The organism is Streptomyces sp. NPDC056061 (genome assembly GCF_042266885.1).
Classification (GTDB): domain Bacteria; phylum Actinomycetota; class Actinomycetes; order Streptomycetales; family Streptomycetaceae; genus Streptomyces.
Map to the genome: position 1 here is coordinate 105,244 of NZ_JBHJWQ010000001.1, position 22,299 is coordinate 127,542.

General features: G+C 70.9%; 18 protein-coding genes. 11 read left to right on the top strand and 7 right to left on the bottom strand.

The genetic code is table 11. The features are described from left to right. Window positions 1-6: 6 nt before the first annotated feature. On the top strand, window positions 7-1,062 hold the full coding sequence (locus ACFC79_RS00460; protein WP_376233217.1) for a hypothetical protein: 1,056 nt from the start codon (window positions 7-9) through the stop codon (window positions 1,060-1,062). 63 nt (window positions 1,063-1,125) lie between these two features. Here the strand turns inward: ACFC79_RS00460 and ACFC79_RS00465 are convergent, their stop codons facing one another. After that, window positions 1,126-1,422, bottom strand: a complete 297-nt coding sequence (locus ACFC79_RS00465; protein ID WP_376233218.1) for a type II toxin-antitoxin system VapC family toxin — start codon at window positions 1,420-1,422, stop codon at window positions 1,126-1,128. 160 nt (window positions 1,423-1,582) lie between these two features. Between ACFC79_RS00465 and ACFC79_RS00470 the strand changes: the two genes are divergently transcribed. The 7 genes from ACFC79_RS00470 (at window position 1,583) to ACFC79_RS00500 (ending at window position 10,125) form a co-directional block, all read left to right on the top strand. Then, window positions 1,583-2,812 (top strand): amidohydrolase, encoded by a 1,230-nt coding sequence (locus ACFC79_RS00470; RefSeq protein ID WP_376234843.1) that lies wholly within the window; start codon window positions 1,583-1,585, stop codon window positions 2,810-2,812. 138 nt (window positions 2,813-2,950) lie between these two features. Then, the gene (locus tag ACFC79_RS00475) at window positions 2,951-3,991 is read left to right on the top strand and encodes a BMP family protein (protein ID WP_376233220.1); all 1,041 of its coding nucleotides are present in this window, start codon (window positions 2,951-2,953) and stop codon (window positions 3,989-3,991) included. 281 nt (window positions 3,992-4,272) lie between these two features. Further along, window positions 4,273-5,904, top strand: coding sequence for an ABC transporter ATP-binding protein (locus ACFC79_RS00480; protein ID WP_376233222.1), 1,632 nt, complete (start codon window positions 4,273-4,275; stop codon window positions 5,902-5,904). Beyond that, window positions 5,901-7,019, top strand: a complete 1,119-nt coding sequence (locus ACFC79_RS00485; RefSeq protein WP_376233225.1) for an ABC transporter permease — start codon at window positions 5,901-5,903, stop codon at window positions 7,017-7,019. Before ACFC79_RS00480 ends, ACFC79_RS00485 begins: the two co-directional genes overlap by 4 nt. Then, entirely contained in the window at window positions 7,016-8,299 is a 1,284-nt protein-coding gene (locus ACFC79_RS00490) for an ABC transporter permease (RefSeq protein ID WP_376233228.1), read from the top strand. The genes ACFC79_RS00485 and ACFC79_RS00490 overlap by 4 nt, the downstream gene beginning before the upstream one ends. Further along, on the top strand, window positions 8,296-8,694 hold the full coding sequence (locus tag ACFC79_RS00495) for a cytidine deaminase (RefSeq protein WP_376233231.1): 399 nt from the start codon (window positions 8,296-8,298) through the stop codon (window positions 8,692-8,694). Before ACFC79_RS00490 ends, ACFC79_RS00495 begins: the two co-directional genes overlap by 4 nt. Before the next feature lie 153 nt (window positions 8,695-8,847). Continuing rightward, entirely contained in the window at window positions 8,848-10,125 is a 1,278-nt protein-coding gene (locus tag ACFC79_RS00500) for a thymidine phosphorylase (RefSeq protein WP_376233234.1), read from the top strand. A gap of 179 nt (window positions 10,126-10,304) precedes the next feature. Here ACFC79_RS00500 and ACFC79_RS00505 read toward each other — a convergent pair whose 3' ends face one another. Beyond that, on the bottom strand, window positions 10,305-13,580 hold the full coding sequence (locus ACFC79_RS00505) for a S8 family serine peptidase (RefSeq protein WP_376233237.1): 3,276 nt from the start codon (window positions 13,578-13,580) through the stop codon (window positions 10,305-10,307). 401 nt (window positions 13,581-13,981) lie between these two features. Here ACFC79_RS00505 and ACFC79_RS00510 point away from each other — a divergent pair, with 401 nt between their 5' ends. After that, complete coding sequence (locus tag ACFC79_RS00510) at window positions 13,982-14,371, top strand: STAS domain-containing protein (RefSeq protein WP_376233240.1); 390 nt, start codon at window positions 13,982-13,984, stop codon at window positions 14,369-14,371. 114 nt (window positions 14,372-14,485) lie between these two features. Here ACFC79_RS00510 and ACFC79_RS00515 read toward each other — a convergent pair whose 3' ends face one another. The 3 genes from ACFC79_RS00515 to ACFC79_RS00525 form a co-directional block, all read right to left on the bottom strand. Further along, window positions 14,486-14,653 (bottom strand): hypothetical protein, encoded by a 168-nt coding sequence (locus ACFC79_RS00515; protein ID WP_376233243.1) that lies wholly within the window; start codon window positions 14,651-14,653, stop codon window positions 14,486-14,488. Beyond that, a complete protein-coding gene (locus ACFC79_RS00520; RefSeq protein ID WP_376233246.1) occupies window positions 14,650-15,636 on the bottom strand; it encodes a sigma-70 family RNA polymerase sigma factor in 987 nt (328 codons plus the stop codon). Before ACFC79_RS00520 ends, ACFC79_RS00515 begins: the two co-directional genes overlap by 4 nt. 183 nt (window positions 15,637-15,819) lie before the next feature. Then, complete coding sequence (locus tag ACFC79_RS00525) at window positions 15,820-16,533, bottom strand: L,D-transpeptidase family protein (RefSeq protein WP_376233249.1); 714 nt, start codon at window positions 16,531-16,533, stop codon at window positions 15,820-15,822. Window positions 16,534-16,926: 393 nt separating this feature from the next. Here ACFC79_RS00525 and ACFC79_RS00530 point away from each other — a divergent pair, with 393 nt between their 5' ends. After that, window positions 16,927-17,625, top strand: a complete 699-nt coding sequence (locus tag ACFC79_RS00530; protein WP_376233251.1) for a tectonin domain-containing protein — start codon at window positions 16,927-16,929, stop codon at window positions 17,623-17,625. A gap of 119 nt (window positions 17,626-17,744) precedes the next feature. Here the strand turns inward: ACFC79_RS00530 and ACFC79_RS00535 are convergent, their stop codons facing one another. After that, the gene (locus ACFC79_RS00535) at window positions 17,745-19,106 is read right to left on the bottom strand and encodes an MFS transporter (protein WP_376233254.1); all 1,362 of its coding nucleotides are present in this window, start codon (window positions 19,104-19,106) and stop codon (window positions 17,745-17,747) included. 62 nt (window positions 19,107-19,168) lie between these two features. Here ACFC79_RS00535 and ACFC79_RS00540 point away from each other — a divergent pair, with 62 nt between their 5' ends. Beyond that, window positions 19,169-20,122 carry a LysR family transcriptional regulator gene (locus ACFC79_RS00540; protein WP_376233256.1) on the top strand — a complete coding sequence of 318 codons (954 nt, stop codon included), beginning with the start codon at window positions 19,169-19,171 and terminating at the stop codon, window positions 20,120-20,122. A 24-nt stretch (window positions 20,123-20,146) separates the two neighbouring features. Here ACFC79_RS00540 and helR read toward each other — a convergent pair whose 3' ends face one another. Further along, window positions 20,147-22,294 (bottom strand): RNA polymerase recycling motor ATPase HelR, encoded by a 2,148-nt coding sequence (helR, locus tag ACFC79_RS00545; protein ID WP_376233259.1) that lies wholly within the window; start codon window positions 22,292-22,294, stop codon window positions 20,147-20,149. Between the last annotated feature and the right edge of the window lie 5 nt (window positions 22,295-22,299).

Below are 22,299 nucleotides of genomic sequence, written 5' to 3' on the forward strand. Positions count from 1 at the left end.
CGACCGGTGAACCTCGCCTTCGTCGAGAGCCCGGTCCAGCTCCTGAACGTCCTGGAGTGGGCCTACGCAGAGGGAGGCGACGACCACGTCCTCACCGACGTCACGGTCGTCGTCCTCCCCCCGGTCGACCCGATGTCGCGCGGCCAGCTGCGCCGGATGGCGGAGCTGGCCCGCGACGAGGGCATCCACGTCCGCTGGCAGGAGGCGCGCGGCGGCGCGAGCGCGCCCCTGAAGACCCTGCGTTCCCTGGCCGGACTGCTGCGCGGCGCGGACCGGATCGTCATCGGCGATCCGTTCTCCCGCTACGTCCAGCTCCTGCTGACCCTGGTCCGCGCCCGCCACCTCACCGTGGTCGACGACGGCACCGCCACCATGGAGTTCGTCGCCCAACTGGCGCGCGGGGAACGCCTGGTGCGCTGGCACCGCAGGGGCCGCACGGGCCCGCGCGAACTGGTCCTGGCCCCGGTCACGGCCCGCGCCCGCAGCCGCTTCACCCCCTCCGCGAACCGCGCGGTCGAGGTCTTCACGGCCATGCCGGTCGAGGCCCCGCCCGGTGTCGCCGTCACCTTCAACGCCTTCGCCTGGACCCGCGCCCGCTTCGGGCCGCCGCGGCTCACCAAGGGCGCGGACCTGGTCGGCACCTCCCTCGTCGAGACCGGCGTGGTCGACCACGACCGCTACCTGGAGGCCGTCGCCGCCCTCGCCCGCACCCACCACGCCACCCGCTACTTCGCCCACCGTCGCGAGGCCACCGCCAAGCTCCACGCCCTGGAGGCCGCCACCGGGCTGGAGATCGTCCGCCCCGACCTCCCGCTCGAACTCATCGCCCGCCGCGGCCCCATCGGCCGTACCGTGCTGAGCTTCCCCTCCACGGTCGTCCACACCCTGCCGCTGGCCCTGACCGGCACGGAGGTCAGGGTCGCCGTCTGCGACATAGCTCCGGAATGGCTCCGCGACACGGCCTCCCCCCGCGCCCAGGGCTTCCTCTCCGGGGTCACCGAGACCGCCCGCGACGTACAGCGCCTCGCGCCCTGGCGCGCGACGGCGGTCACGGAGGCCTGAAGCCCGGACAGCGGCAGCCGGGCGGTGGACGTCCCGCCCCCGCCCCTGCCGCCTCCCAGGTCGTCAGACCGGCATGACCCGAACGTCGTGGCAGGGGATCCACTTGTCGCGGGTGAGGACGGTCATGCCCTCGGTCCGGGCCTGGGCGATCAGTATCCGGTCGAACGGGTCGCGGTGATGAGCGGGCAGCCTGCCCGCCCGGACGCAGTGGCCCGCGGTGATCGGGAGCGAGGTGAACTGGCTGTCCCGTACGCGTTCCGCCAGGTCCTCGGGACCTTCGAGCTTTCCGGGGGACTGCTTGATCGCGATCTCCCACGGAGTGACCGCGCTGACGAAGACCGAGGATTCCGTGTCCAGCACCTCATGCACCCCTGAAGATCGAAATGGGCGAGTTTACCCATCTCGCCGTCGCCTCACACGCGGCGACGCAGTCATTTATTCGTCTATGTGGCTGAAGTTTTCTTGTTTCATGGGCAGTTGAAGGGGGAAGAGACGTACGCTTCGCCAGGTGAGCCACTTGATGTCCCGCGCGTCCGATGCCCAGCCGACGACCCAGGGCGAAGCCCTTCCCGGCACCCTCCCCGAAGCCCTGCGTGCCGAGCTGATCGCCTTCCGGCGCGATCTGCACATGCATCCCGAGCTGGGCAACCAGGAGTTCCGTACCACCGCGGCCATCAAAGCCCGGCTGGAGAGGGCCGGGCTGCGCCCGCAGGTCCTCGCCACCGGGACCGGACTCATCTGTGACGTGGGCACGCGGGACGACTCCACCGTTCCCATGCTCGCCCTGCGCGCGGACATCGACGCACTGCCGATCCCGGACACCAAGGCGGGCGTCGCGTACCGCTCCACCGTCGCCGACCGGGCGCACGCCTGCGGACACGACGTCCACACGACCTCGGTCCTCGGCGCCGGGCTCGTGCTCGCCGAGCTGGACCGGCAGGGGCTGCTGCCGAACCCCGTGCGCCTGATCTTCCAGCCGGCCGAGGAGGTGCTGCCGGGCGGGGCGCCCGACGCCATCACCTCCGGGGCCCTGGAGGGCGTCGGCCGGATCATCGGCGTGCACTGCGACCCGAGGGTGGACGTGGGCCGGATCGGGCTGCGGGTCGGCGCGATCACCTCCGCCTGCGACCGGCTGGAGGTCGGTCTCGACGGCCCCGGCGGGCACACCGCCCGCCCGCACCTGACCACCGACCTGGTGACCGCCGCCGCCAAGGTCGCCACCGAGGTCCCCGCCCTGCTGTCCCGCCGGGTCGACGCGCGGGCCGGGCTCGCCGTCACGTGGGGGCGGCTGGACGTCGGGCACGCCTGCAACGTGATCCCGCAGCACGCCGAGCTCTCCGGCACCGTCCGCTGCCTGGACCTGGCCGCCTGGCGCGAGGCGCCCGACCTGGTGCACGCGGCGGTCGACGAGGTCGCCGGGATGTACGGGGCCAAGACGGTGATCAACTACGTCCGGGGCGTCCCCCCGGTCGTGAACGACGCCGGTGTGACCGATCTGCTCGCCGGGGCGATGACCGCGCGCCGCGGCGCGGACGCGATCGAGAGCACCGAGCAGAGCCTCGGCGGCGAGGACTTCTCCTGGTACCTGGAGCACGTCCCCGGGTCCATGGCGCGGCTCGGCGTCCGCACGCCCGGGGACACCGCCCGACTCGACCTGCATCGCGGTGATTTCGATGTCGACGAGCGGGCGATCTCGGTGGCGGTGGAGCTGTTCACTGCCTCCGCGTTGCTGCATCGCAACCATCCGTGACCGAATGCGTCACCCCCCGTTCGCGACGATCCGATAACGGCTTCCGTACGGGGCTTTATCTGACATCTACGCGCGTTACGATCGCCGCGAAACCAGCGCCGGAAGAGGCGCTTCGGTCAGGTTTGAAGGAGCCTTCCCTTGCGCCGGGTATCCAAGATCGCCGCTGCGTGTGCTGTCACCGCGACCCTCGCGCTCACCGCCTCCGCGTGCGGTGAGTCGTCCACCGAGAGCTCCGGCTCCGACAAGGGCAAGATGAAGATCGGCATGGCCTACGACGTGGGCGGCCGCGGCGACAACTCGTTCAACGACTCCGCCGCGCGCGGTCTGGACAAGGCCAAGTCGGAGTTCGGCGCGGAGACGAAGGAGCTCACCGCCAAGAGCGGTGAGACCCCGGCGGACCGCGAGCAGCGCCTCGAATCGCTCGCCGAGGGCGGTTACAACCCGGTCATCGCGGTCGGCTTCGCCTACCAGAACGCGGTCGCCAAGATCGCGGCCAAGTACCCGAAGGTCAGCTTCGGCCTCGTCGACTCGGTCGCCGAGGCGAAGAACGTCGACAGCATCGTCTTCACCGAGGAGCAGGGCTCCTACCTCGCCGGTGTCGCCGCCGCACTGAAGTCGAAGGACGGCCAGGTCGGCTTCATCGGCGGTGTGGACCTTCCGCTGATCAAGAAGTTCGCCGCGGGCTTCCAGCAGGGCGTCATGGAGACGAACCCGAAGGCCAAGGTGCAGATCCAGTACCTGTCCACCGGCTCGGACCTCTCCGGCTTCGGCAGCCCCGACAAGGGCTCCGCCGCCGCCAAGGGCATGCTCGACAAGGGCGCGGACGTCATCTTCGCCGCCGCGGGCGGCTCGGGTGCCGGTTCGATCGAGGCCGTCGCGGGCAAGAAGGGCGCCTGGTCCATCGGCGTCGACTCCGACCAGGCCCTCGACCCGTCCCTGGCGAAGTACAAGGACACCATCCTCACCTCGGTCGTCAAGAACGTCGACGGCGGTGTGTACGACCTGATCAAGTCGGTCAAGGACGACAAGCCGCTGGCCGGTACCCAGACGTACACCCTGGCCAAGGACGGCGTGAGCCTGACCACCACGGGTGACCACCTCAAGGACATCCAGGCCAAGCTCGACGAGGCGAAGAAGAAGATCGTCGACGGCGGCATCACCGTCAAGTCCACGCTCTGATCCTTTCGTGGACCGGGGCCCGCGCGAGCCGCTTCGGCGGTTCGCGCGGGCCCCGCGCGCGTAGGGCTTCCGGTCGGGATCGGGTAGCCGTGCGCACACGGTCCGCCACCTGTTGTCAGGTGGCCAACGATTCGATCGCGCTACGCGCGTAGCACCCGTCGGACGCGGTACCTTTTCACGCCCCCGCCGCCTCCGTCAGACGAAACCCACCCCCCACCGTCTCCGCCCTCCGTTCCTGCCAAGGAGAGTGCGCCATCAACGCGTCAAGCAGCCCTCATGCCGTGGAGCTTCGCGGCATTACCAAGCGGTTCCCCGGAGTCGTGGCCAACCACGACATCGACATCACCGTGCGCCGCGGCACCGTCCACGCCCTCGTCGGCGAGAACGGCGCCGGCAAGTCCACACTGATGAAGATCCTGTACGGCATGCAGAAGCCGGACGAGGGCACCATCGCGGTGGACGGCGAGCCGGTCTCGTTCCACAACCCCGGCGACGCCATCGACCGCGGTATCGGCATGGTGCACCAGCACTTCATGCTCGCCGACTACCTGACCGTCCTGGAGAACGTCGTCCTCGGCTCCGAGAAGCTGTACGGGATCGGCGACCGGGCCCGCGCCCGGATCAAGGAGATCTCCGACGCCTACGGGCTCGGCGTCCGCCCGGACGCCATGGTCGAGGACCTCGGGGTCGCCGACCAACAGCGCGTGGAGATCCTCAAGGTCCTCTACCGCGGCGCCCGCACCCTGATCCTCGACGAGCCCACCGCCGTCCTGGTGCCGCAGGAGGTCGACGCGCTCTTCGACAACCTGCGCGAGCTCAAGGCGGAGGGCCTGACCGTCATCTTCATCTCCCACAAGCTGGGCGAGGTGCTGTCGGTCGCCGACGAGATCACCGTCATCCGGCGCGGCACCACGGTGGGCACCGCCGACCCGAAGAACACCACGACGAAGCAGCTCGCCGAGCTGATGGTCGGCAGCGAGCTGCCGTCCCCCCAGACGCGTGAGTCGACGGTCACCGACGTCCCGATGCTGACCGTCGAGGGGCTGCGGCTGAGCGCGACCGACCCGGACGGTGTGGTGCGCTCGGTGCTCGACGGCATCGACTTCACCATCCACAAGGGCGAGGTCCTCGGCATCGCGGGCGTCGAGGGCAACGGCCAGTCCGAACTCGTCGACGCCATCATGGGCATGCGGAGCCCGGACGACGGCGTCCTCACCCTGGACGGCGTCGACATCACCCGCACCCCGACGCGCAAGCGCCGCGAGGACGGCATGGGCGTCATCCCCGAGGACCGCCACCGGCACGGGCTGCTGCTGGAGGCCCCGCTCTGGGAGAACCGCATCCTCGGCCACGTCACCGAGAGCCCCAACAGCAAGGGCGTGTTCCTCGACCTCAAGGGTGCCCGTGCCGACACCGAGCGGATCGTGCGCGAGTACGACGTCCGCACCCCCGGCATCGAGGTCACCGCGGCCTCCCTCTCCGGCGGCAACCAGCAGAAGCTGATCATCGGCCGTGAGATGAGCCACCACCCGAAGCTGCTGATCGCCGCGCACCCCACCCGGGGCGTGGACGTCGGCGCCCAGGCGCAGATCTGGGACCAGATCCGCGAGGCGCGCCGCGACGGGCTGGCGGTGCTGCTGATCTCCGCCGACCTCGACGAGCTGATCGGACTCTCCGACACCCTGCGGGTGATGTACCGCGGCCGGCTGGTCGCGGACGCCGATCCGGCGGCCATCACCCCGGAGGAACTCGGCTCGGCGATGACGGGCGCGGCCTCCGGCCACCTCGAAGCGTCCGAGGACGCAGCCGGAGAGGGATCGGCGTCCGGAGAGGCGGCGTCCGAGGAAGCCGCTGCCGAGGACGGCGGCGCACGCACCGACACCGACCCCCGGGACGGGGGAGAGGACCGATGAAGAAGATCGACAAGGAGCGGCTGCTCCTGGGGATCGCGGCCCCCGTACTCGCGATCGTGGTCGCCTTCCTGGTGACCGCGCTGGTGCTGGCCGCCACCGGCAAGGAGCCGTTCAGCGCCTTCGGCATCATGTTCGACTACGGCCTGAAGTCGGACAGCCAGGTCTACATCCTGAACAAGGCGACGACGTACTACCTCGCGGGTCTCGCGGTGGCCGTCGGCTTCCGGATGAACCTCTTCAACATCGGCGTCGACGGCCAGTACCGCCTCGCCGCCTTCTTCGCCGCCGCGGTCGGTGGCGCGCTGACCCTGCCGGGCATCCTCCAGATCCCGCTGATCATCGTCACCGCGATGCTCGTCGGTGCGATGTGGGCCGGCATCGCCGGTGTCCTCAAGGTCACCCGGGGCGTCAGCGAGGTCGTTGCGACGATCATGCTGAACTCCATCGCGACGGCGATCATCGGCTACCTGCTCCAGCAGGGCCGCCTCGGTCACCTCGACGCGGCAGGCACGAAGATCTCCACCAAGCCGCTCCCGGAGTCCGCGCACTTCTTCGACTTCCCGACCACCCCGTCGCCCGTGTGGGGCTTCCTCGTGGTCGCCGTGATCGCGGGCGTCCTGTACTGGTTCACGCTCTCGCGCACCCGGTTCGGCTTCGACCTGCGCACCGTCGGCCAGTCCGGCTCCGCGGCCGAGGCCAGCGGTGTCGACGTCAAGAAGATGGTCGTCACCTCGATGCTGATCTCCGGCGCCGTCGCCGGTCTGATCGGCATGCCGACCCTCCTGAACGACAGCTACGAGTACAGCGGCGACTTCCCGGTCGGCATCGGCTTCACCGGCATCGCCATCGCCCTCCTCGGCCGCAACCACCCCGTCGGCATCGCACTCGGCGCGCTCCTCTGGGGCTTCCTGGAGCGCGGCACCGGCAAGCTCGAATTCGAGGGCTACGACAAGGAGATCGTCGGCGTGATCCAGGGCGTCATCGTCCTGTGCGTCGTCATCGCCTACGAAGTCGTCCGCCGCTACGGACTCAAGCGCCAGCAGAGCAAGGTCGGCGCGGAACTCGCCGCCCAGGCCGCCGCCCGCAACAACGACCAGCAGGAGGTGTCGGCGTGAGCGCCACGGCGACTTCCACCCCACCGGCCCCCAAGGTCTCCGGCGGCAAGGGCGGCCGCACCCGCCTCTCCTTCCCCGTCGTACTGCTGATCATCGCGGGCGCCCTGCTCGCGCTGTCCGCCGTACGTGCCATCACCGGAGCCGAGGACGTCACCTCGGCCGGACAGATCGGCGCGGCGCTGGCGATGGCCGTGCCGATCGGGCTCGCCGGTCTCGGCGGCCTGTGGGCCGAGCGGGCCGGTGTGGTCAACATCGGCCTCGAAGGCATGATGATCCTGGGCACCTTCTTCGGCGCCTGGGCCGGCTGGCAGACCAACCCGTGGCTCGGCGTCCTGGCCGGTGTCGTCGGCGGCATGCTCGGCGGACTGCTGCACGCCGTCGCGACCGTCACCTTCGGCGTCGACCACATCATCTCCGGCATCGCGATCAACATCCTGGCGCTCGGCTTCACCACCTACTTCGCCAAGCTCTGGTTCAACAGCGGCGAGGCGGCGGCCAAGGGCGGCAGCCCGAAGCAGTCCCCGCCGGCCGACGACATCACCTCGGTGACGATCCCCGGCCTCTCCGACGGGCTGCACTCCATCGAGAAGCACCACTGGTTCTTCGTCTCCGACGTGGCCGGCATCCTCGGCGGACTGGTCACCAATGTGTCGCTGCTGACGATTCTCGCGGTGATCCTCTTCGCCCTCACGTTCTTCGTGCTGTGGAAGACCTCGTTCGGGCTGCGGCTGCGCTCCTGCGGCGAGAACCCGGTCGCCGCCGAGTCGCTCGGCGTGAACGTCTACACGTACAAGTACATCGCGGTGATCGTCTCCGGCGGCATGGCCGGACTCGGCGGCGCCTTCCTGTCGCTGGTCACCTCGCACATCTACAACGAGGGCCAGACCGGCGGGCGCGGATACATCGGTCTCGCCGCGATGATCTTCGGCAACTGGCGGCCCGGCGGGCTCGCCATGGGCGCCGGCCTGTTCGGCTTCGCCGACGCGCTCCAGCTGCGCAACGGCGGCGAGTCGGTGCACGCACTGCTCCTGCTGCTGGTGGTCGTCCTCGCCCTCCTCGCCGGCTGGAAGCTCTACCGCAAGAGCTTCGTCCAGGGCACGGTGAGCGCGGTGATCGCGGCCGCGGTGCTGGTCTGGTACCTCGCCACGGACAGCGTGCCCACCGAGTTCGTGAGCGCCACCCCGTACATCGTCACGCTGCTGGTCCTCTCGCTCTCCGCCCAACGGCTGCGGATGCCCAAGGCGGACGGCATGCGCTACCGGAAGGGCCAGGGCAAGTGACGGCCGCCGCGGAGGTCGACTGGGCGGCGCTGCGGAGCGCCGCACGGTGCGCCATGACGCGTGCGTACGTCCCGTACTCGCACTACCCGGTCGGCGCCGCGGCCCGGGTCGACGACGGGCGCACGGTGTCCGGCTGCAACGTCGAGAACGCCTCGTACGGCATCGGCCTGTGCGCCGAGTGCGGCCTGGTCTCCCAGCTCCACGCCACCGGGGGAGGCCGCCTCACCCACTTCACCTGCGTGGACGGGTCGGGCGAGATCCTGGTGCCGTGCGGCAGGTGCAGGCAGTTGCTGTACGAGTTCGGCGGACCGGAACTGATCATGGAGACCCCGGACGGGCTGCGCACGCTCGACCAGATGCTGCCGCAGGCATTCGGCCCGGACCATCTGAAGTAGGGGCTCCGGACTCTCCGGGACCTCGTCCACCGTGGCCCTCCCGCATGTCGGGAGGGCCACCCCCATCTCCACCCTCTATGCGCGTAGAGTCATGGGGGACTCTCGCGTGACGCACGCGTGTACATACGTACCGGCCGGAAGGACTCCCTGGACATGGACGCCATCTCCGTCATCCGCACCAAGCGGGACCGAGGCGAGCTGACCCCCGAGCAGATCGACTGGGTCATCGACGCGTACACCCGCGGCGAGGTCGCCGACGAGCAGATGTCCGCGCTGGCCATGGCGATCCTGCTGAACGGCATGAACCGCGCCGAGATCGCCCGCTGGACCGCCGCGATGATCGCCTCCGGCGAGCGCATGGACTTCGCGTCGCTCTCCCGTCCCACCACCGACAAGCACTCCACCGGTGGCGTCGGCGACAAGATTACCCTGCCGCTCGCCCCGCTGGTCGCCGCGTGCGGCGCCGCCGTGCCGCAGCTCAGCGGCCGGGGCCTCGGCCACACCGGCGGCACGCTCGACAAGCTGGAGTCCATCCCCGGCTGGCGCGCGACCCTCTCCAACGAGGAGATGCGACACGTCCTGGACACCACCGGCGCGGTGATCTGCGCCGCCGGTGACGGGCTCGCCCCCGCCGACAAGAAGCTGTACGCGCTGCGCGACGTCACCGGTACCGTCGAGGCCATCCCGCTGATCGCCAGCTCGATCATGTCCAAGAAGATCGCCGAGGGCACCGGCGCGCTCGTGCTGGACGTCAAGGTCGGCTCCGGCGCCTTCATGAAGACCATCGAGGACGCCCGCGAACTGGCCTCCACCATGGTCGCGCTCGGCACCGACAGCGGGGTGCGGACGGTCGCGCTGCTCACCGACATGGCGACCCCGCTGGGGCTGACCGCGGGCAATGCCCTGGAAGTGCGCGAGTCCGTCGAGGTGCTGGCGGGCGGCGGTCCGAGGGACGTCGTCGATCTGACCCTGGCCCTGGCGCGCGAAATGCTGGACGCCGCCGGGCTCAAGGACGCCGACCCGGAGAAGGCCCTCGCCGACGGCTCCGCGATGGACGTCTGGCGCCGGATGATCTCCGCCCAGGGCGGCGACCCGGACGCCCCGCTCCCGGTCGCCCGCGAGCAGCACGTGGTCACGGCGCCGTCCACCGGCGTGCTGACCCGGATGGACGCCTACGACATCGGCGTCGCCGCCTGGCGCCTCGGCGCGGGCCGGGCCCGCAAGGAGGACGCGGTGCAGGCGGGCGCCGGCGTCGAACTGCACGCCAGGCCCGGTGACACGGTCACGGAGGGGCAGCCGCTGCTGACCCTGCACACCGACACCCCGGAGAAGTTCGACCACGCGCTGGGGGCGTTGCCCGGCGCGTACGACATCGCCCCGGCGGGCACCGACTTCACGCCCACCCCCGTGGTGCGGGAACGCATCGCCTGACCCGTGGTTTCCCCGAACGGGTGAACGGGACCGGTGGACCGCCACCGGTCCCGTGCGGCAGGCGAGCCCGGCCCGACCCGCTCGGCGATCGTTTCCCGCACACACGGCCGGTGCCCCGGCGGGCCGATGGGCTCGCCGGGGCACCGGATCGTTCTCTTCCCAAGGACTCCCGGGACGGTCTACTTGCCGAGGTAGGCGTGGTAGATCGCGACCGAGGACTTGTTGCCCTTCTTGTCCGTGACGTCGGCCTTGAAGGAGATCGACTTCCCCTTGGCCGGGTTCTTCACGGAGAGCTTGCCCGCCTTGACGGCGGTCTTCTTCCAGCTCTTGCCGCCGTCGTAACTGACGTACGTCGTCAGCGACTTGAGGTTCTTCCCGGCGGCCGCACCCTGCACCGTCACCGGCACCGAGGCGGTCTTGCCCGCGGCAGCCGTTCCGTCCAGCGCCACCTCGGGGGTGAAGCGGACCGTGGAGACGGGCAGCGCGGTGAGGTCGGCGGTCTTCTTCGACCGGAAGGTCCAACTGGCGTCGATCCGGGAGGAGACGGCCGACACCTCGGGGTCGAGCCGCACCGAGGTCGTCAGCCGGTAGTCGGCTGCGCCCGACGGCACGGTGAAGTACTCGCCCTCCATCGGGTTCGCGTTCTCGGCGAGCTTCGTGCCGTTGCGGTACAGCACGGTCTTGACCGAGGCGTACTTCAGGGCACCGTAGTTGCCGCTGCCGTCGGCCGTGAGCGGCAGATCCGTGACGAGGGCGTCGCCTTCGCGGAAGATCCCGAAGTCGCCCTCGATCATGGGGCCGAACACCGCGATGTTCGCCTTCTTCTCGTAGGTCCGACCGGCCTTGAAGGGCTGCGGATCCTCGATCATGTGTATCGATTCGATGGCCGGTACGCCGTCGGCGTCCGGCTTGCCCGCCTGCATGACGTCGAAGGACCACTTGGCACGGTCGGTGGCGGACACGTAGGCGTCGATGGTGCCGGGCAGCCTGTGGTTCGACCAGGAGCCCCAGCCGCCGAACGAACCGGGGAGCAGGCCCGTCGCCGAGACCGTGGCGGTCTTGTTCCTGGCGGAGGCGCCGATGCCGATCCTCACCTTGGCCAGCTGACCGGCGGTGAAGTTCCGTACGTATCCGGTCGCGGCCCGGGTCACCGGCCCGCCGACCGCGATGTCGTAGCGGGTCGAGTCACCCTTGGTCCAGGTGCCGGCCCACTGCTGGGAGACCGAACCGTCCGTCACCTTCGGGCCCACGTGCGCGGTGCGCAGGCCCTGGTACGAGTCCATCAGCCAGCCGTAGGTGTAGCCCATGTCGTCGCCCAGGCGGAACTGGAGCTCCGGGGCTGCCATCCGGTTCTTCGCGCCCTTGGCGGGGAGGGTGAAGGCCACCGGCTTCGTCGTGCGCGCGTCGAGGGTCACGGTGGTGTTCCCGGTGATGTCCAGCTTCGGCCGGGACAGCCAGTCCGTGCCCTTGGTGCTGTCCTCGGGGTCGGTGTACACGACCGAGTTGAGCGTGTAGCCGCCCTTGGGCACCCGCACCTTCGCCGTGGCGCCCTCGCCCGACGGGCTGAGCCACACACCGGTCGCCTCGCCGGAGAGGCCGGCCAGGTCGTTCGTGTAGGACTCGGCGGGCTTGCCGTCGCGTCCGATGACCTTGACGGTGAGGTCGTACGACTCGACCTCGCGCTCGACCGCCGCGGCGGTGCGGACGGTCTGCCCGCCACCGGTGGCGACGAGGTACGCGGAGTAGCTGCCGTCGGCGGTGCCGCCGAGCTTGGTGTTCACGGTCAGCGGCACGTCGGCGGTACCGCCCGCGGGAACGGTCACCTTCTTCGTGCCGAGGGCGAAGAAGCCGGCCGGGGCGGGCTCGCCCTTCGGGCCGGTGCCGTCGACGGCGAGGTCGAGGGTGACGTCCGTCGTCCCCAGGTTGCGGTAGGTGACCTGCTTGGTGACCGGGGCGTCGTCGGTGTGCGGCCACTGCTGCACACCGAAGTCGACCGACACCGGGTCCGCGACGACGGTCTGGGCGATCGCCCGGTCGACGGCGATCCGGCCGGAACCCTGCTGGAACGGGGTGTACGCGCCCGGCTTCGTCGAGGCGGTGAGCGCCCCCTTGAGTTCGGTGTACTTCCACTGGGGGTGCTGCTGCTTGAGGAGTGCCGCGGCGCCCGCGACGTGCGGGGTCGCCATCGACGTGCCGGAGATCGTCAGGTAGCCGGGCGGGTTCTGTCCGCCGTCCTGCTCGATGGCCGAACCGGGCGCCGCCGCAGCCGTGATGTCCACGCCGGGGGCCGTGACATCGGGCTTGATCGCGCCGTCGCCGAGGCGCGGGCCGCGGCTGGAGAAGTCGGCAAGCACGTCGTCGTGGTCGACCGCGCCGACGGTCAGCGCGGCGTCCGCGCTGCCGGGCGAGCCGATCGTGCCCGCGCCGTCGCCCTCGTTGCCCGCCGCGATGGCGAAGAGGACGCCCTTCTCGGCGGACAGCTTGTTGACCGCCGCCTCCAGCGGGTCGATGCCCGGGGTGTCGGCGCCACCGAGGCTCAGGTTGATGACGTCGGCGCCCTGCGCGACCGCCCACTCCATACCGGCCAGGATGTCGGAGTCGTCGCCGTAGCCGTCGTCGTCGAGGACCTTGCCCTCGATCAGCTTGGCGTCCGGGGCCACGCCCTTGAACTTCCCGCCGGACTTGGCGCCGGTACCGGCCGCGATCGACGACACGTGGGTGCCGTGGCCGACCCGGTCCTTGGTGTCGGGCGAGGTGGAGAAGTTCTTCGTCTCCAGGATCTGGCCCCGGAGGTCCGGGTGGGTCGCGTCCGCGCCGGTGTCCAGGACGGCGATCTTGACGCCCTTCCCGGTGTAACCGGCCTTCCAGGCGGTCGGGGTGCCGATCTGCGGGACGCTCCGGTCGAGGCTCGCTCTGCGGACGCCGTCCAGCCAGACCCGGTCGATGCCCGCGGCCGTGGTGCGCTGGAGCCCGCGCGACGGCTTGCCGGTGAGCGCCTTCCAGATCTCCTGGGCGTCGTCGGTCGGCGTGGTCACCGACTCGGCGTTCAACGACGTCAGGGTCCGGCCGACCCGGGTGGCCCCCGCGTCACGGACCTCGGCCTTCGCGGCCGACGCCTGCGCGCCGCGGTAGGAGACGATCAGCTTCAGGCCGGACTTCTGGGACCTGCGGATCTCCGCGCGGTTCAGCTCGGTGATGTCGAACAGCCGGCGGTCCAGCTTGCCGGAGCCGATCAACCGGTGGGCGTCGGCCGGGACGAGCAGGGTGTGCCCGTTCCGTATCTGCCGCTGCACGGCTATGTGTTCACGCCCCGCGGCGGGACGGAAGTGCAGGACCCGGCCCTTGGCGTCCACCGTCACGCGGTCGCCGGTGATGAGCGTCAGCTCGTGCCGGTCCGCCGACGTGGTGCCGGACCGTCGGGCGGTGTCGGACTGTGCCGCGGCCGGGGTGGTCATACCCGCCGCGAGAGCCACGGCAGCAGCCGCGGCGATGGTCGATACACACGCGTGTTTCACGTGTTTGCGCAACTCTCCCCCTGGAGAATCAGGCGGCCCCGGGGGCCGCTGGTCAGTCGGCGCCGATGGGACGGTCGGTGCCGACCGGTCACGTACCTAGAGGGGAATTCGATCGCGCGGGTTCACAGCCGACGTACAGCTGACCGGAGTTGACGGAAGATCATCGGTCCGGGACCGGATCGGAGGAGCAGCCGCAGGAGCCGGGCGTGCGGTGTCGCCGGGCACGAATCCGTTGCGGGACCGGCGCCGACGGGCCCTCGGCCGGGCGGGGCGGGCGAGCGGCGGCGGAGAGGGACGGGCACACGGGGTGCGGATGGCGAGCGGACGGGGTGCGGACAGCGATGAGTTTCGGCCGTCGGGGCGGTCTGCCTGACGTGGAATCCGTGAACCCGAACGTTCTTGTCGTCACCGGCCGTGTCACGCGGGCCGAGATGCCGGGACTCTGCGCCGAGCTGGAGTCGCTGCTGCACGGCCCCGAGGGCGCCGTCCGCATCCCCGGCAGCGGGGTGGACTGCGATGTCGGCGGTGTCGAGCAGCTGGATCTGACCCTGGTCGAGGCCATAGCGCGACTGGGACTCGTCGCGCGCCGAGCGGGCGGAAAGCGACTGCGGCTGCGCAACACACCACCCGAACTGCGCGGCCTGATCGACCTGGTCGGGCTCGCCGACGTGGTGGACGTGGAGTGCGGCCCCCCGGTGCCGGGGCCGGGCCCCGAAAGCCCCGAAGTCTGACCCGCAGACACGGTCCCGGCGGCCGGCCGCGCCGGCGCCGGTCCGTCCCGGGCCAGTCCTTCGTCCGACGCCCTCAGCCCTTCGCCCCTCGCGTCGTACGAACCCGTTCCCGGCTCAGTCCTCGGCTCCCGGCTCCGCGTCGGGATTCAGGACCCACTCCGCTCCGGGGGTGGGGCGGCCGTCGGTGGCCGAGGGCTCGCCCAGCCACCGGGTCGCCCCCCAACCGCCGACGGCGAGCAGCAGTAGCCCTGCCACCAGCCCGTTGCGGACGCCACGCCTCATGCAGCGGCGTCCAGGTGATCGGGCAGCCCGAACAGCGGGAACCAGCGCGGCGTGTCCAGGAAGCAGTGCATACCGGTGATGGCCCCGTCCGAGATGTCGATGACCTGCACCGCCCACGGCACGAACCCCGGCCCGTCCGGGTCGGGCTTGTAGTGCGCGAACGCCGGGGTGCCGTTCGCCTGCGTCGGCACCAGCCGCGAGCCCGCGCAGCCCGCACCGATGGTCTGCATGAATCCGGTGATGTCGTCGTGCCCCCGGAGCCAGAGGTCGAACGGCGGCATGGTCATCACTGCGTCCTCGTGGAGCAGCGCGGTGAGCGCCGCCATGTCGTACCCCTCGAAGGCGGCGACGTATCGGTCGAGCAGCTTGCGCTGCTCCTCGTCGAGCGGGTTCGCACAGTCCGCGGCCCTGTCGCCGTGCTCGGTGAGGGTGGCCCGCGCCCGTTGGAGGGCGCTGTTCACCGAGGCGACCGAGGTGTCGAGCAGCTCGGCGACCTCGCTGGCCCTCCAGGCCAGCACCTCGCGCAGGATCAGCACGGCCCGCTGCTTGGGCGGCAGGTGCTGCAACGCCGCCACGAACGCCAGCCGCACCGACTCCCGCGCCACCGCGGCCTCCGCCGGGTCCTCGACCGACGGCAGGATGCGCCCGTCCGGCATCGGCTCCAGCCAGGTGTTCTCCGGGAGCGGGTTGAGCGCCGCCTGGGCGAGGGGCGTCGGACCCGACAGGTCGACCGGACGCGCCCGCTTCCTGCCCGCGTTCAGCATGTCCAGGCAGACGTTGGTGGCGATCCGGTACAACCAGGACCGCAACGACGAACGGCCCTCGAACTTCTCGAAGTTGCGCCAGGCACGCACCAGCGTGTCCTGCACCGCGTCCTCCGCCTCGAAGGCGGAGCCGAGCATCCGGTAGCAGTAGCCGGTCAGCTCGACCCGGTATCCCTCCAGACGGCTGTCGACGTCCGCCGTCGCTGTCAGATCACTCATCGCTCCACCCCTGTTGCGCTGTGACACCGCTCACTTCAGCACTTCGGAAGCTACAACAGACCACTGACAACGGGGGCGGGAAGTGCCGAAGCCGCGCACACTCCGGCAGGTGTCCGGCCGACGACCGGGCCGCACCCCACCCGGCGGGGTGCGGTGCGGCCGGTCGGACGGTGTCCCGCCGGATCAGGTGCCGGGCTTGCGTCCGTACACGTACACCTCGTCGCCGTTCCTCAGCAGTTTCCAGTAGGTCTTCGCGTCGGCGGTCCGCATGTTGACGCAGCCGTGCGAGCCCGGCGGGTTCCACATCTTCACGCCCACCGCGTGGAACGCCTGCCCGCCGTCGAAGAACTGCGCGTACGGCATGCGCACGTGGTAGATCGACGACACGTGGTCGATGTGCCGCCAGTAGACCTTCTTCAGCCCGGTGCGCGTCTCGTACTTGTCGCGCCCGGTCCGCACCGGTACCGGACCGAACTTCAGCTTGCTGCCGTCCTGGATCCAGGACAGTTGCCGGGTCAGGTCCACACACGCGATGCGCCCCTTGTTGGTGGGGCACTTCCTCGCCTTGTTCGGGTTCTTTCCGGCCGCCTTCTGGGATGTGATCGTCTTCATCGTGCGCCAGGTGACCGGACCGGCGTATCCGATGGTGGGGGTGACCCCGTAGGTGCTCTGGAACGACCGGATGGCCTTGCAGTCGGCCGCCGACTGCTTGCCGTCGACCGGCCTGTGCAGGTACTTCTCCACCTGCTTCTGGTAGGGCCCGGTGGATGTGGTGCAGGTTGCCGCCTGCGCCGATCCGCCGGTGCCCAGGACGAGGGCGGGTGCCGCCGTCAGCGCGGCCGCGGACACGGCGAGCGCGCGCCGCAGCCGTATCCCTCCCGTGGTGGTGACTCTCATCTGTGCCGACTCCCCTTGCTCTGCCGCACGGCCCCGTGCCGTGGCCGGTCCGCGTGTCGGTGAACCTTCACAGCACCAGACGTCCGCCGGGGAGCGGACGGTTGTACGCGGAACGTCTCGGTTCTGTCTCCGGCCCGCCGACCCGACGAGTTCCGGCCCGTTGCGGTCGTCAACTGGCGGGGGCTGCGAAGCCTGTGTGAGGTACGGGGCTTTCGGACAGTCGAGACCCGGAACGGCACGCGATCCCGTCGACACCCCCGGGGCGCCGAATCGTCAAACGACTACTTCCGGACTATTTGGATATCTCATCGCGATAAAGGACTGTTTGGGTGAATCTTCGGGACGCCAATGATCTGGGAGCAGCGAACGACGCAGCAGGAAAGCGAGCGCACCATGGCTGAATGGCAGCAGGTCTCCGGTTCCCTGAAGGCGATTTCGGCGGGGTCCCGGACGAATGTGTGGGGGGTCAACTCCGCCGGGAACATCTACCGTTACACCAATAACGACGTGAGTCCGTGGGTGCAGATCCCCGGTGGGCTGACGGATATCGGTGCGGCTGCGGACGGCACGGTGTGGGGGGTCAACGCGTCGGGGAACATCTACCGTTACACCGGGGACGGGAGCTCCACCCACTGGAAGCAGATCCCGGGTGCGCTGGCCCGTATCTCGGCGGGGTCGCGGACGAATGTGTGGGGGGTCAACTCGGCCGGGAACATCTTCCGTTACACCAACAACGACGCGAGTCCGTGGGTGCAGATCCCGGGTGCGCTGACGGATATCGGTGCGGCTGCGGACGGCACGGTGTGGGGGGTCAACGCGTCGGGGAACACCTACCGTTACACCGGGGACGAGAGCTCCACCCACTGGAAGCTCGTCTCGGGTGCGCTGGCCCGTATCTCGGCGGGGTCCCGGACGAACGTGTGGGGCATCAACTCGGCCGGGAACATCTACCGTTACACCAACAACGACGCGAGCCCCTGGGCCCAGATCGCCGGAAACGGGAGCGACGTCGGGGCGGGCGCCGACGGCACCGTCTGGCACGTCAACGCGGCCGGCAACATCTACCGCTACACCGGGGACCAGCCGGGCTGAGTTCCTGCCCGCACGGCAGTCGATCGCGGGTTCCCCCGGTCTCGCGAACGGAGGAACCCGCTGTGTGACTCCCGTGCCGCCGGGGTGCGAGGGGCCCGCACGCCGACGTGCGAACGCGCTCAGTGCTGCGGGAAGACCACCGGCACCGGCCGCCGTCGCGCGGCACGTGCCGCGGCCCGCGAACCGTACAGCGTGATCGAGACGACACCGAGGACAGCGAGCAGCCCCAGCGACACCGTCCCCGCCCAGCCCCCGGCGTGGAAGGCGACGGCGCCGAGGGTGCCGCCCGCGCTGGAACCCAGGTAGTACGCGGACTGGTACAGCGCCGACGCCTGCGCCCGGCCCCTTGTCGCGGTACGGCTCACGGACGACGAGGCGACCGCGTGCCCGGCGAAGAAGCCCGCGGTGATCAGCACAAGACCGAGGAGGACGGCGGTCAGATCGTCGGCGACCGACAGCAGCAGTCCGGCGGCGGTGGTGGAGACGGCGAGGTACAGCGCACCCCGGCGGCCCAGCCGTTCGACCAGCTTGCCGGCCGCGGCCGAGGAGACCGTGCCGACCAGGTAGACGAGGAAGATCGACCCGACGACACCCTGCGGAAGGCCGAACGGCGCTTCCACCAGCCGGTAGCCGATCACCGTGTAGACCGCGCCGAACACCGTCATGAACAGCGCGCCGATCGCGTACAGCCGTCGCAGCAGCGGGTCGGCGAGATGTTCGCCGACCGTCTTCGCCAGCGCCTTCGGGTTCAGCGATCCGGGGGTGAAGTTCCGGGCCCGGGGGATCAGCAGGTGGAAGGTCACCGCGCAGGCCGCGGCCAGCAGCCCGACCGCCCCCAGCGCCGCCCGCCAGCCCCACAGCTGGGCGATCCAGCCGGTAAGGATGCGGCCGCTCATGCCGCCGATGCTGTTCCCGGCCACGAACAGCCCGATCGCGGCCACCAGCGCCTTCGGCCGCACCTCCTCCGCCAGGTACGCCATCGCGGAGGCGGGCAGTCCGGCCAGTGCCGCGCCCTGGACGGCGCGCAGCGCGATCAGCCAGCCCAGCGAGGGTGCGAAGGGCACGAGCAGCCCGACCAGCACGGCGACCGCGAGCGAGGCGGTCATCATCTGCCGCCGCCCGAACCGTTCGGAGAGCGCGCTGAGCGGCAGTACGCACAGCGCCAGCGCGCCGGTCGCGGCGGAGACCGTCCAACTGGCCTGCCCGGCCGTGGCGCCCAGCGAGGCGGAGACGGCCGGCAGCAGGGCCTGCGTGGAGTAGAGGAGCGCGAAGGTCGCGACCCCCGCGGCGAAGAGCGCGAAGCTCATCCGGCGGTATCCGGGGCGGCCCGGTTCGAGACGGTCCGGCGCGGGGCGACCGGCGGTCGCGGTGGCGGCGGAGGGGCCGGCGACGGCGGCGGCGCGGTCCGAGTCGGCGACGGGGGACGGCTGGGGCGAGGCGGCCACGACGATCGTGGACGCCCCGGTACTGGCAGGAGGCATGCTTCGAAGGTAGGCTCCGCAGTTTCATGCGTCCAATGCATGAAATGGCCATAATCAATCCCATGGCGCATGAACACAGCTCACAGCCCCGGCTGTCACCGAGTAGTTACGAAGAAGACATCCGCGCCGTTCTCGCGCCACGGCTCGCGCACTTCGAGGCGGTGGCCCGCCACGAGCATGTCACCCGGGCCGCGCACGAGCTGGGCATCCCGCAGTCGACCCTCTCGCGGGCGATGGTCAGGCTCGAACAGGACCTGGGAGTCGCCCTGTTCGCCCGCAAGGGCCGTACCGTCTCCCTCACCCCCGCGGGCCGCACCTTCCTGGGCTCGGCCGAGCGGGCCCTTGCCGAGGTCGAGAAGGCCGCGGATTCGGTACGGGCCGACGCCGACCCGGCCACCGGCAGGGTCGCCTTCGGCTTCCTGCACACCATGGGCTCCGAGACCGTGCCCGCCCTGCTCCGCGCCTTCCGCGCCGACCACCCCCGGGTCCGCTTCCAGCTCGTGCAGAACTACGGGGAGGCGATGCTCGAACGCCTCCGCGCCGGCGGCCTCGACCTCTGCCTCACCTCACCCGTCCCGGACGCCCCCGACCTGGTGGCCCGCCGCCTCGACGAACAGCGGCTGCGCCTCGTCGTCCCCGAGGACCACCGGCTCGCCTCGCGTCGCCGCATCCGGCTGGCCGAGGCCGCGGACGAGAAGTTCGTCACCCTGGAACCGGGGTACGGCCTGCGCCGGATCACCGACGACCTGTGCGCCCAGGCGGGTTTCACCCCGCGGGTCGCGTTCGAGGGCGAGGAGGCGGAGACGCTGCGCGGGCTCGTCGCGGCGGGTCTCGGCGTGGCACTGCTGCCCCCGCCCGCGGTGGCCCGCCCCGGCGTCGTCGAACTCACCGTCACGGCCCCGAGGGCGGCCCGCGAGATCGGCGTGGCCTGGCTGGACGGCCACCCGGACACGCCTCCGGTGGCCGCCTTCAAACGCTTCCTGCTCTCGCGCCGGGGCCACTTGCTGCCCGAGTGATCGCCGCGGTCCGTCCGACCGGTTTCAGGAGCTGGTGAGGACGACCAGCTGCCGGGTCGCCCGGGTCATCGCGACATAGCGGTCGACCGCCCCTTCGACGCCGTCGCCGAACGTCTCCGGGTCGACGAGGACGACCAGGTCGAACTCCAGCCCCTTCGACAGCTCCGGGGTCAGCGACCGGACGCGGGGCGTCGCCCGGAAGGCCGGATCGCCGATGACGCAGGCGACTCCCTCGGAGTTCTCGGCGAGCCAGGCATCGAGGACCGCGTCCCGGTCCGCGACGGATCCGTGCACGACGGGTACGCCGCTGCTGCGGATGGAGGTCGGCACGTTGGCATCGGGCAGCACGGCCCGGATGACCGGTTCGGCCTGGGCCATGACCTCCTCCGGCGTCCGGTAGTTGATGGTCAGGGAGGCCAGGTCGATGCGGTCGAGCCCGATCCGCTTCAGCCGGTCCTGCCACGACTCCGTGAACCCGTGCCTGGCCTGGGCCCGGTCCCCGACGACGGTGAAGCTCCGGGACGGGCACCGGAGCAGCAGCATCTGCCATTCCGCGTCGGTGAGTTCCTGGGCCTCGTCCACCACGACGTGCGCGAACGGACCGGCGAGCAGGTCCGGTTCGGTGCCGGGCACCGCGCCCCCGTCGACCAGGGTGTCCCTCAGGTCCTGCCCGTGCAGCATCGTCACCGCGCCCTCCCCGTCGGGGTCGGCTTCGAGCAGGTTGTCGATGACCCGCTCCATTCGCTCGCGCTCGGCGGCGACCGCGGCGTCGTGCCGACGCCTGCGCCGGGCCGCCCCCGGGTCGCCGAGCCGCTGTCGTGCCGCGTCCAGGAACGGCAGGTCGGACACCGTCCAGGCCCGTGCGTCGCCGCGTTGCAGCTTCGCCACCTCGTCGGCGCCGAGCCAGGGGGCGCACATCCGCAGATAGGCGGGGACCGACCACAGGTCACCGACGAGGTCCGCCGCTTCGAGCAGCGGCCACGCCCGGTCGAAGGCCGCGAGCAGTTCCCGGTTCCGCAGCAGCGCCCTGCGGACCAGTTCGGCCGGGGCGTCGCCCTCGTACCGGTCCCCGAGGATCGTGAGCAACTCCTCCCGGACCTGCTCGCGTGCGTCGTTGTGCGGAACACCGGGGTCCGCCGCGTCGAACGCCACCGCCCAGTCGTCGGCGCCCAGCCGGACGTCGGTGCCGTGGACCGTGACCGTCATCCCCTCGGCGGGCGGTTCCTCGTAGAACCTGACGGCCGTCTCGATCGCCTTGACCAGTTTCGCCGACGACTTCAGGCGGGCCACGTCGGGATCGGTCTCGATCGCGGCCCCGGCCCCCTCGGCGACGAGGTCCCGCAGGATGCACGTCTGCACCCCCTCCTCCCCGAGACTGGGGAGGACGTCGGCGACGTAGGCGAGGTAGGGCCGGTGCGGGCCGACGAACAGCACACCGCCCCTGCGGTGCCCGAGACGCGGGTCGGAGTGGAGGAGATAGGCGGAACGGTGCAGGGCGACGACGGTCTTCCCGGTGCCCGGACCGCCGTCGACGACGAGCGCGCCGCGGGAGCCCGCGCGGATGATGGCGTCCTGGTCGGCCTGGATGGTGCCGAGCACGTCCCGCATCCGCGCCGACCGGTTGCCGCCCAGACTGGCGATGAACGCGGACTGGTCGTCGAGCGCGGCGTGCCCGACGATTCCGTCCGGGGTGAACACCTCGTCCCAGTAGTCGCTGATCAGGCCGCCGGTCCAGCGGTACCTGCGGCGGCTCGCCAGCCCCATCGGGTTGGCGTGGGTGGCTCCGAAGAACGGCTCGGCCGCGGGGGAGCGCCAGTCGATCAGCAGTCGGCGGCCCGCACTGTCCGTGAGACCGAGCCGTCCGACGTACACGGGCTCGGAGCCGTCCGCGCCGACCATGTGCCCGAGGCACAGGTCCAGGCCGAAGCGGCGCAGGGTGCGCAGGCGACCGCTCAGCCGGTGCACCTCCATGTCCCGCTCCATCGCCTCCCGGCCGGCACCGCCGGGCGCCCTGCGCGCGGCGGCGAGGCGACCGGACAGTTCGGCGATCGAGTCTTCGAGGCACTCGGCGATGGCCGCGAAGTGCTGCTCGTCGCCCGCGATCAGCCTCGGTTCGGCCTTGGGGGAGAGGCGGTCCGGAAGGGCGAACGCGCTGGTGGTCGAGGGGGGCACGGCAT

Coding starts and splice junctions, on each gene's coding strand:
- ACFC79_RS00540 (WP_376233256.1), top strand. CDS start 19,169: ATGGCGCATGAACACAGCTCACAGCCCCGGCTGTCACCGAGTAGTTAC.
- ACFC79_RS00485 (WP_376233225.1), top strand. CDS start 5,901: ATGAAGAAGATCGACAAGGAGCGGCTGCTCCTGGGGATCGCGGCCCCC.
- ACFC79_RS00530 (WP_376233251.1), top strand. CDS start 16,927: ATGGCTGAATGGCAGCAGGTCTCCGGTTCCCTGAAGGCGATTTCGGCG.
- ACFC79_RS00500 (WP_376233234.1), top strand. CDS start 8,848: ATGGACGCCATCTCCGTCATCCGCACCAAGCGGGACCGAGGCGAGCTG.
- ACFC79_RS00470 (WP_376234843.1), top strand. CDS start 1,583: ATGTCCCGCGCGTCCGATGCCCAGCCGACGACCCAGGGCGAAGCCCTT.
- ACFC79_RS00535 (WP_376233254.1), bottom strand. CDS start 19,106: ATGCCTCCTGCCAGTACCGGGGCGTCCACGATCGTCGTGGCCGCCTCG.
- ACFC79_RS00505 (WP_376233237.1), bottom strand. CDS start 13,580: ATGACCACCCCGGCCGCGGCACAGTCCGACACCGCCCGACGGTCCGGC.
- ACFC79_RS00515 (WP_376233243.1), bottom strand. CDS start 14,653: ATGAGGCGTGGCGTCCGCAACGGGCTGGTGGCAGGGCTACTGCTGCTC.
- ACFC79_RS00510 (WP_376233240.1), top strand. CDS start 13,982: ATGAGTTTCGGCCGTCGGGGCGGTCTGCCTGACGTGGAATCCGTGAAC.
- ACFC79_RS00525 (WP_376233249.1), bottom strand. CDS start 16,533: ATGAGAGTCACCACCACGGGAGGGATACGGCTGCGGCGCGCGCTCGCC.
- ACFC79_RS00520 (WP_376233246.1), bottom strand. CDS start 15,636: ATGAGTGATCTGACAGCGACGGCGGACGTCGACAGCCGTCTGGAGGGA.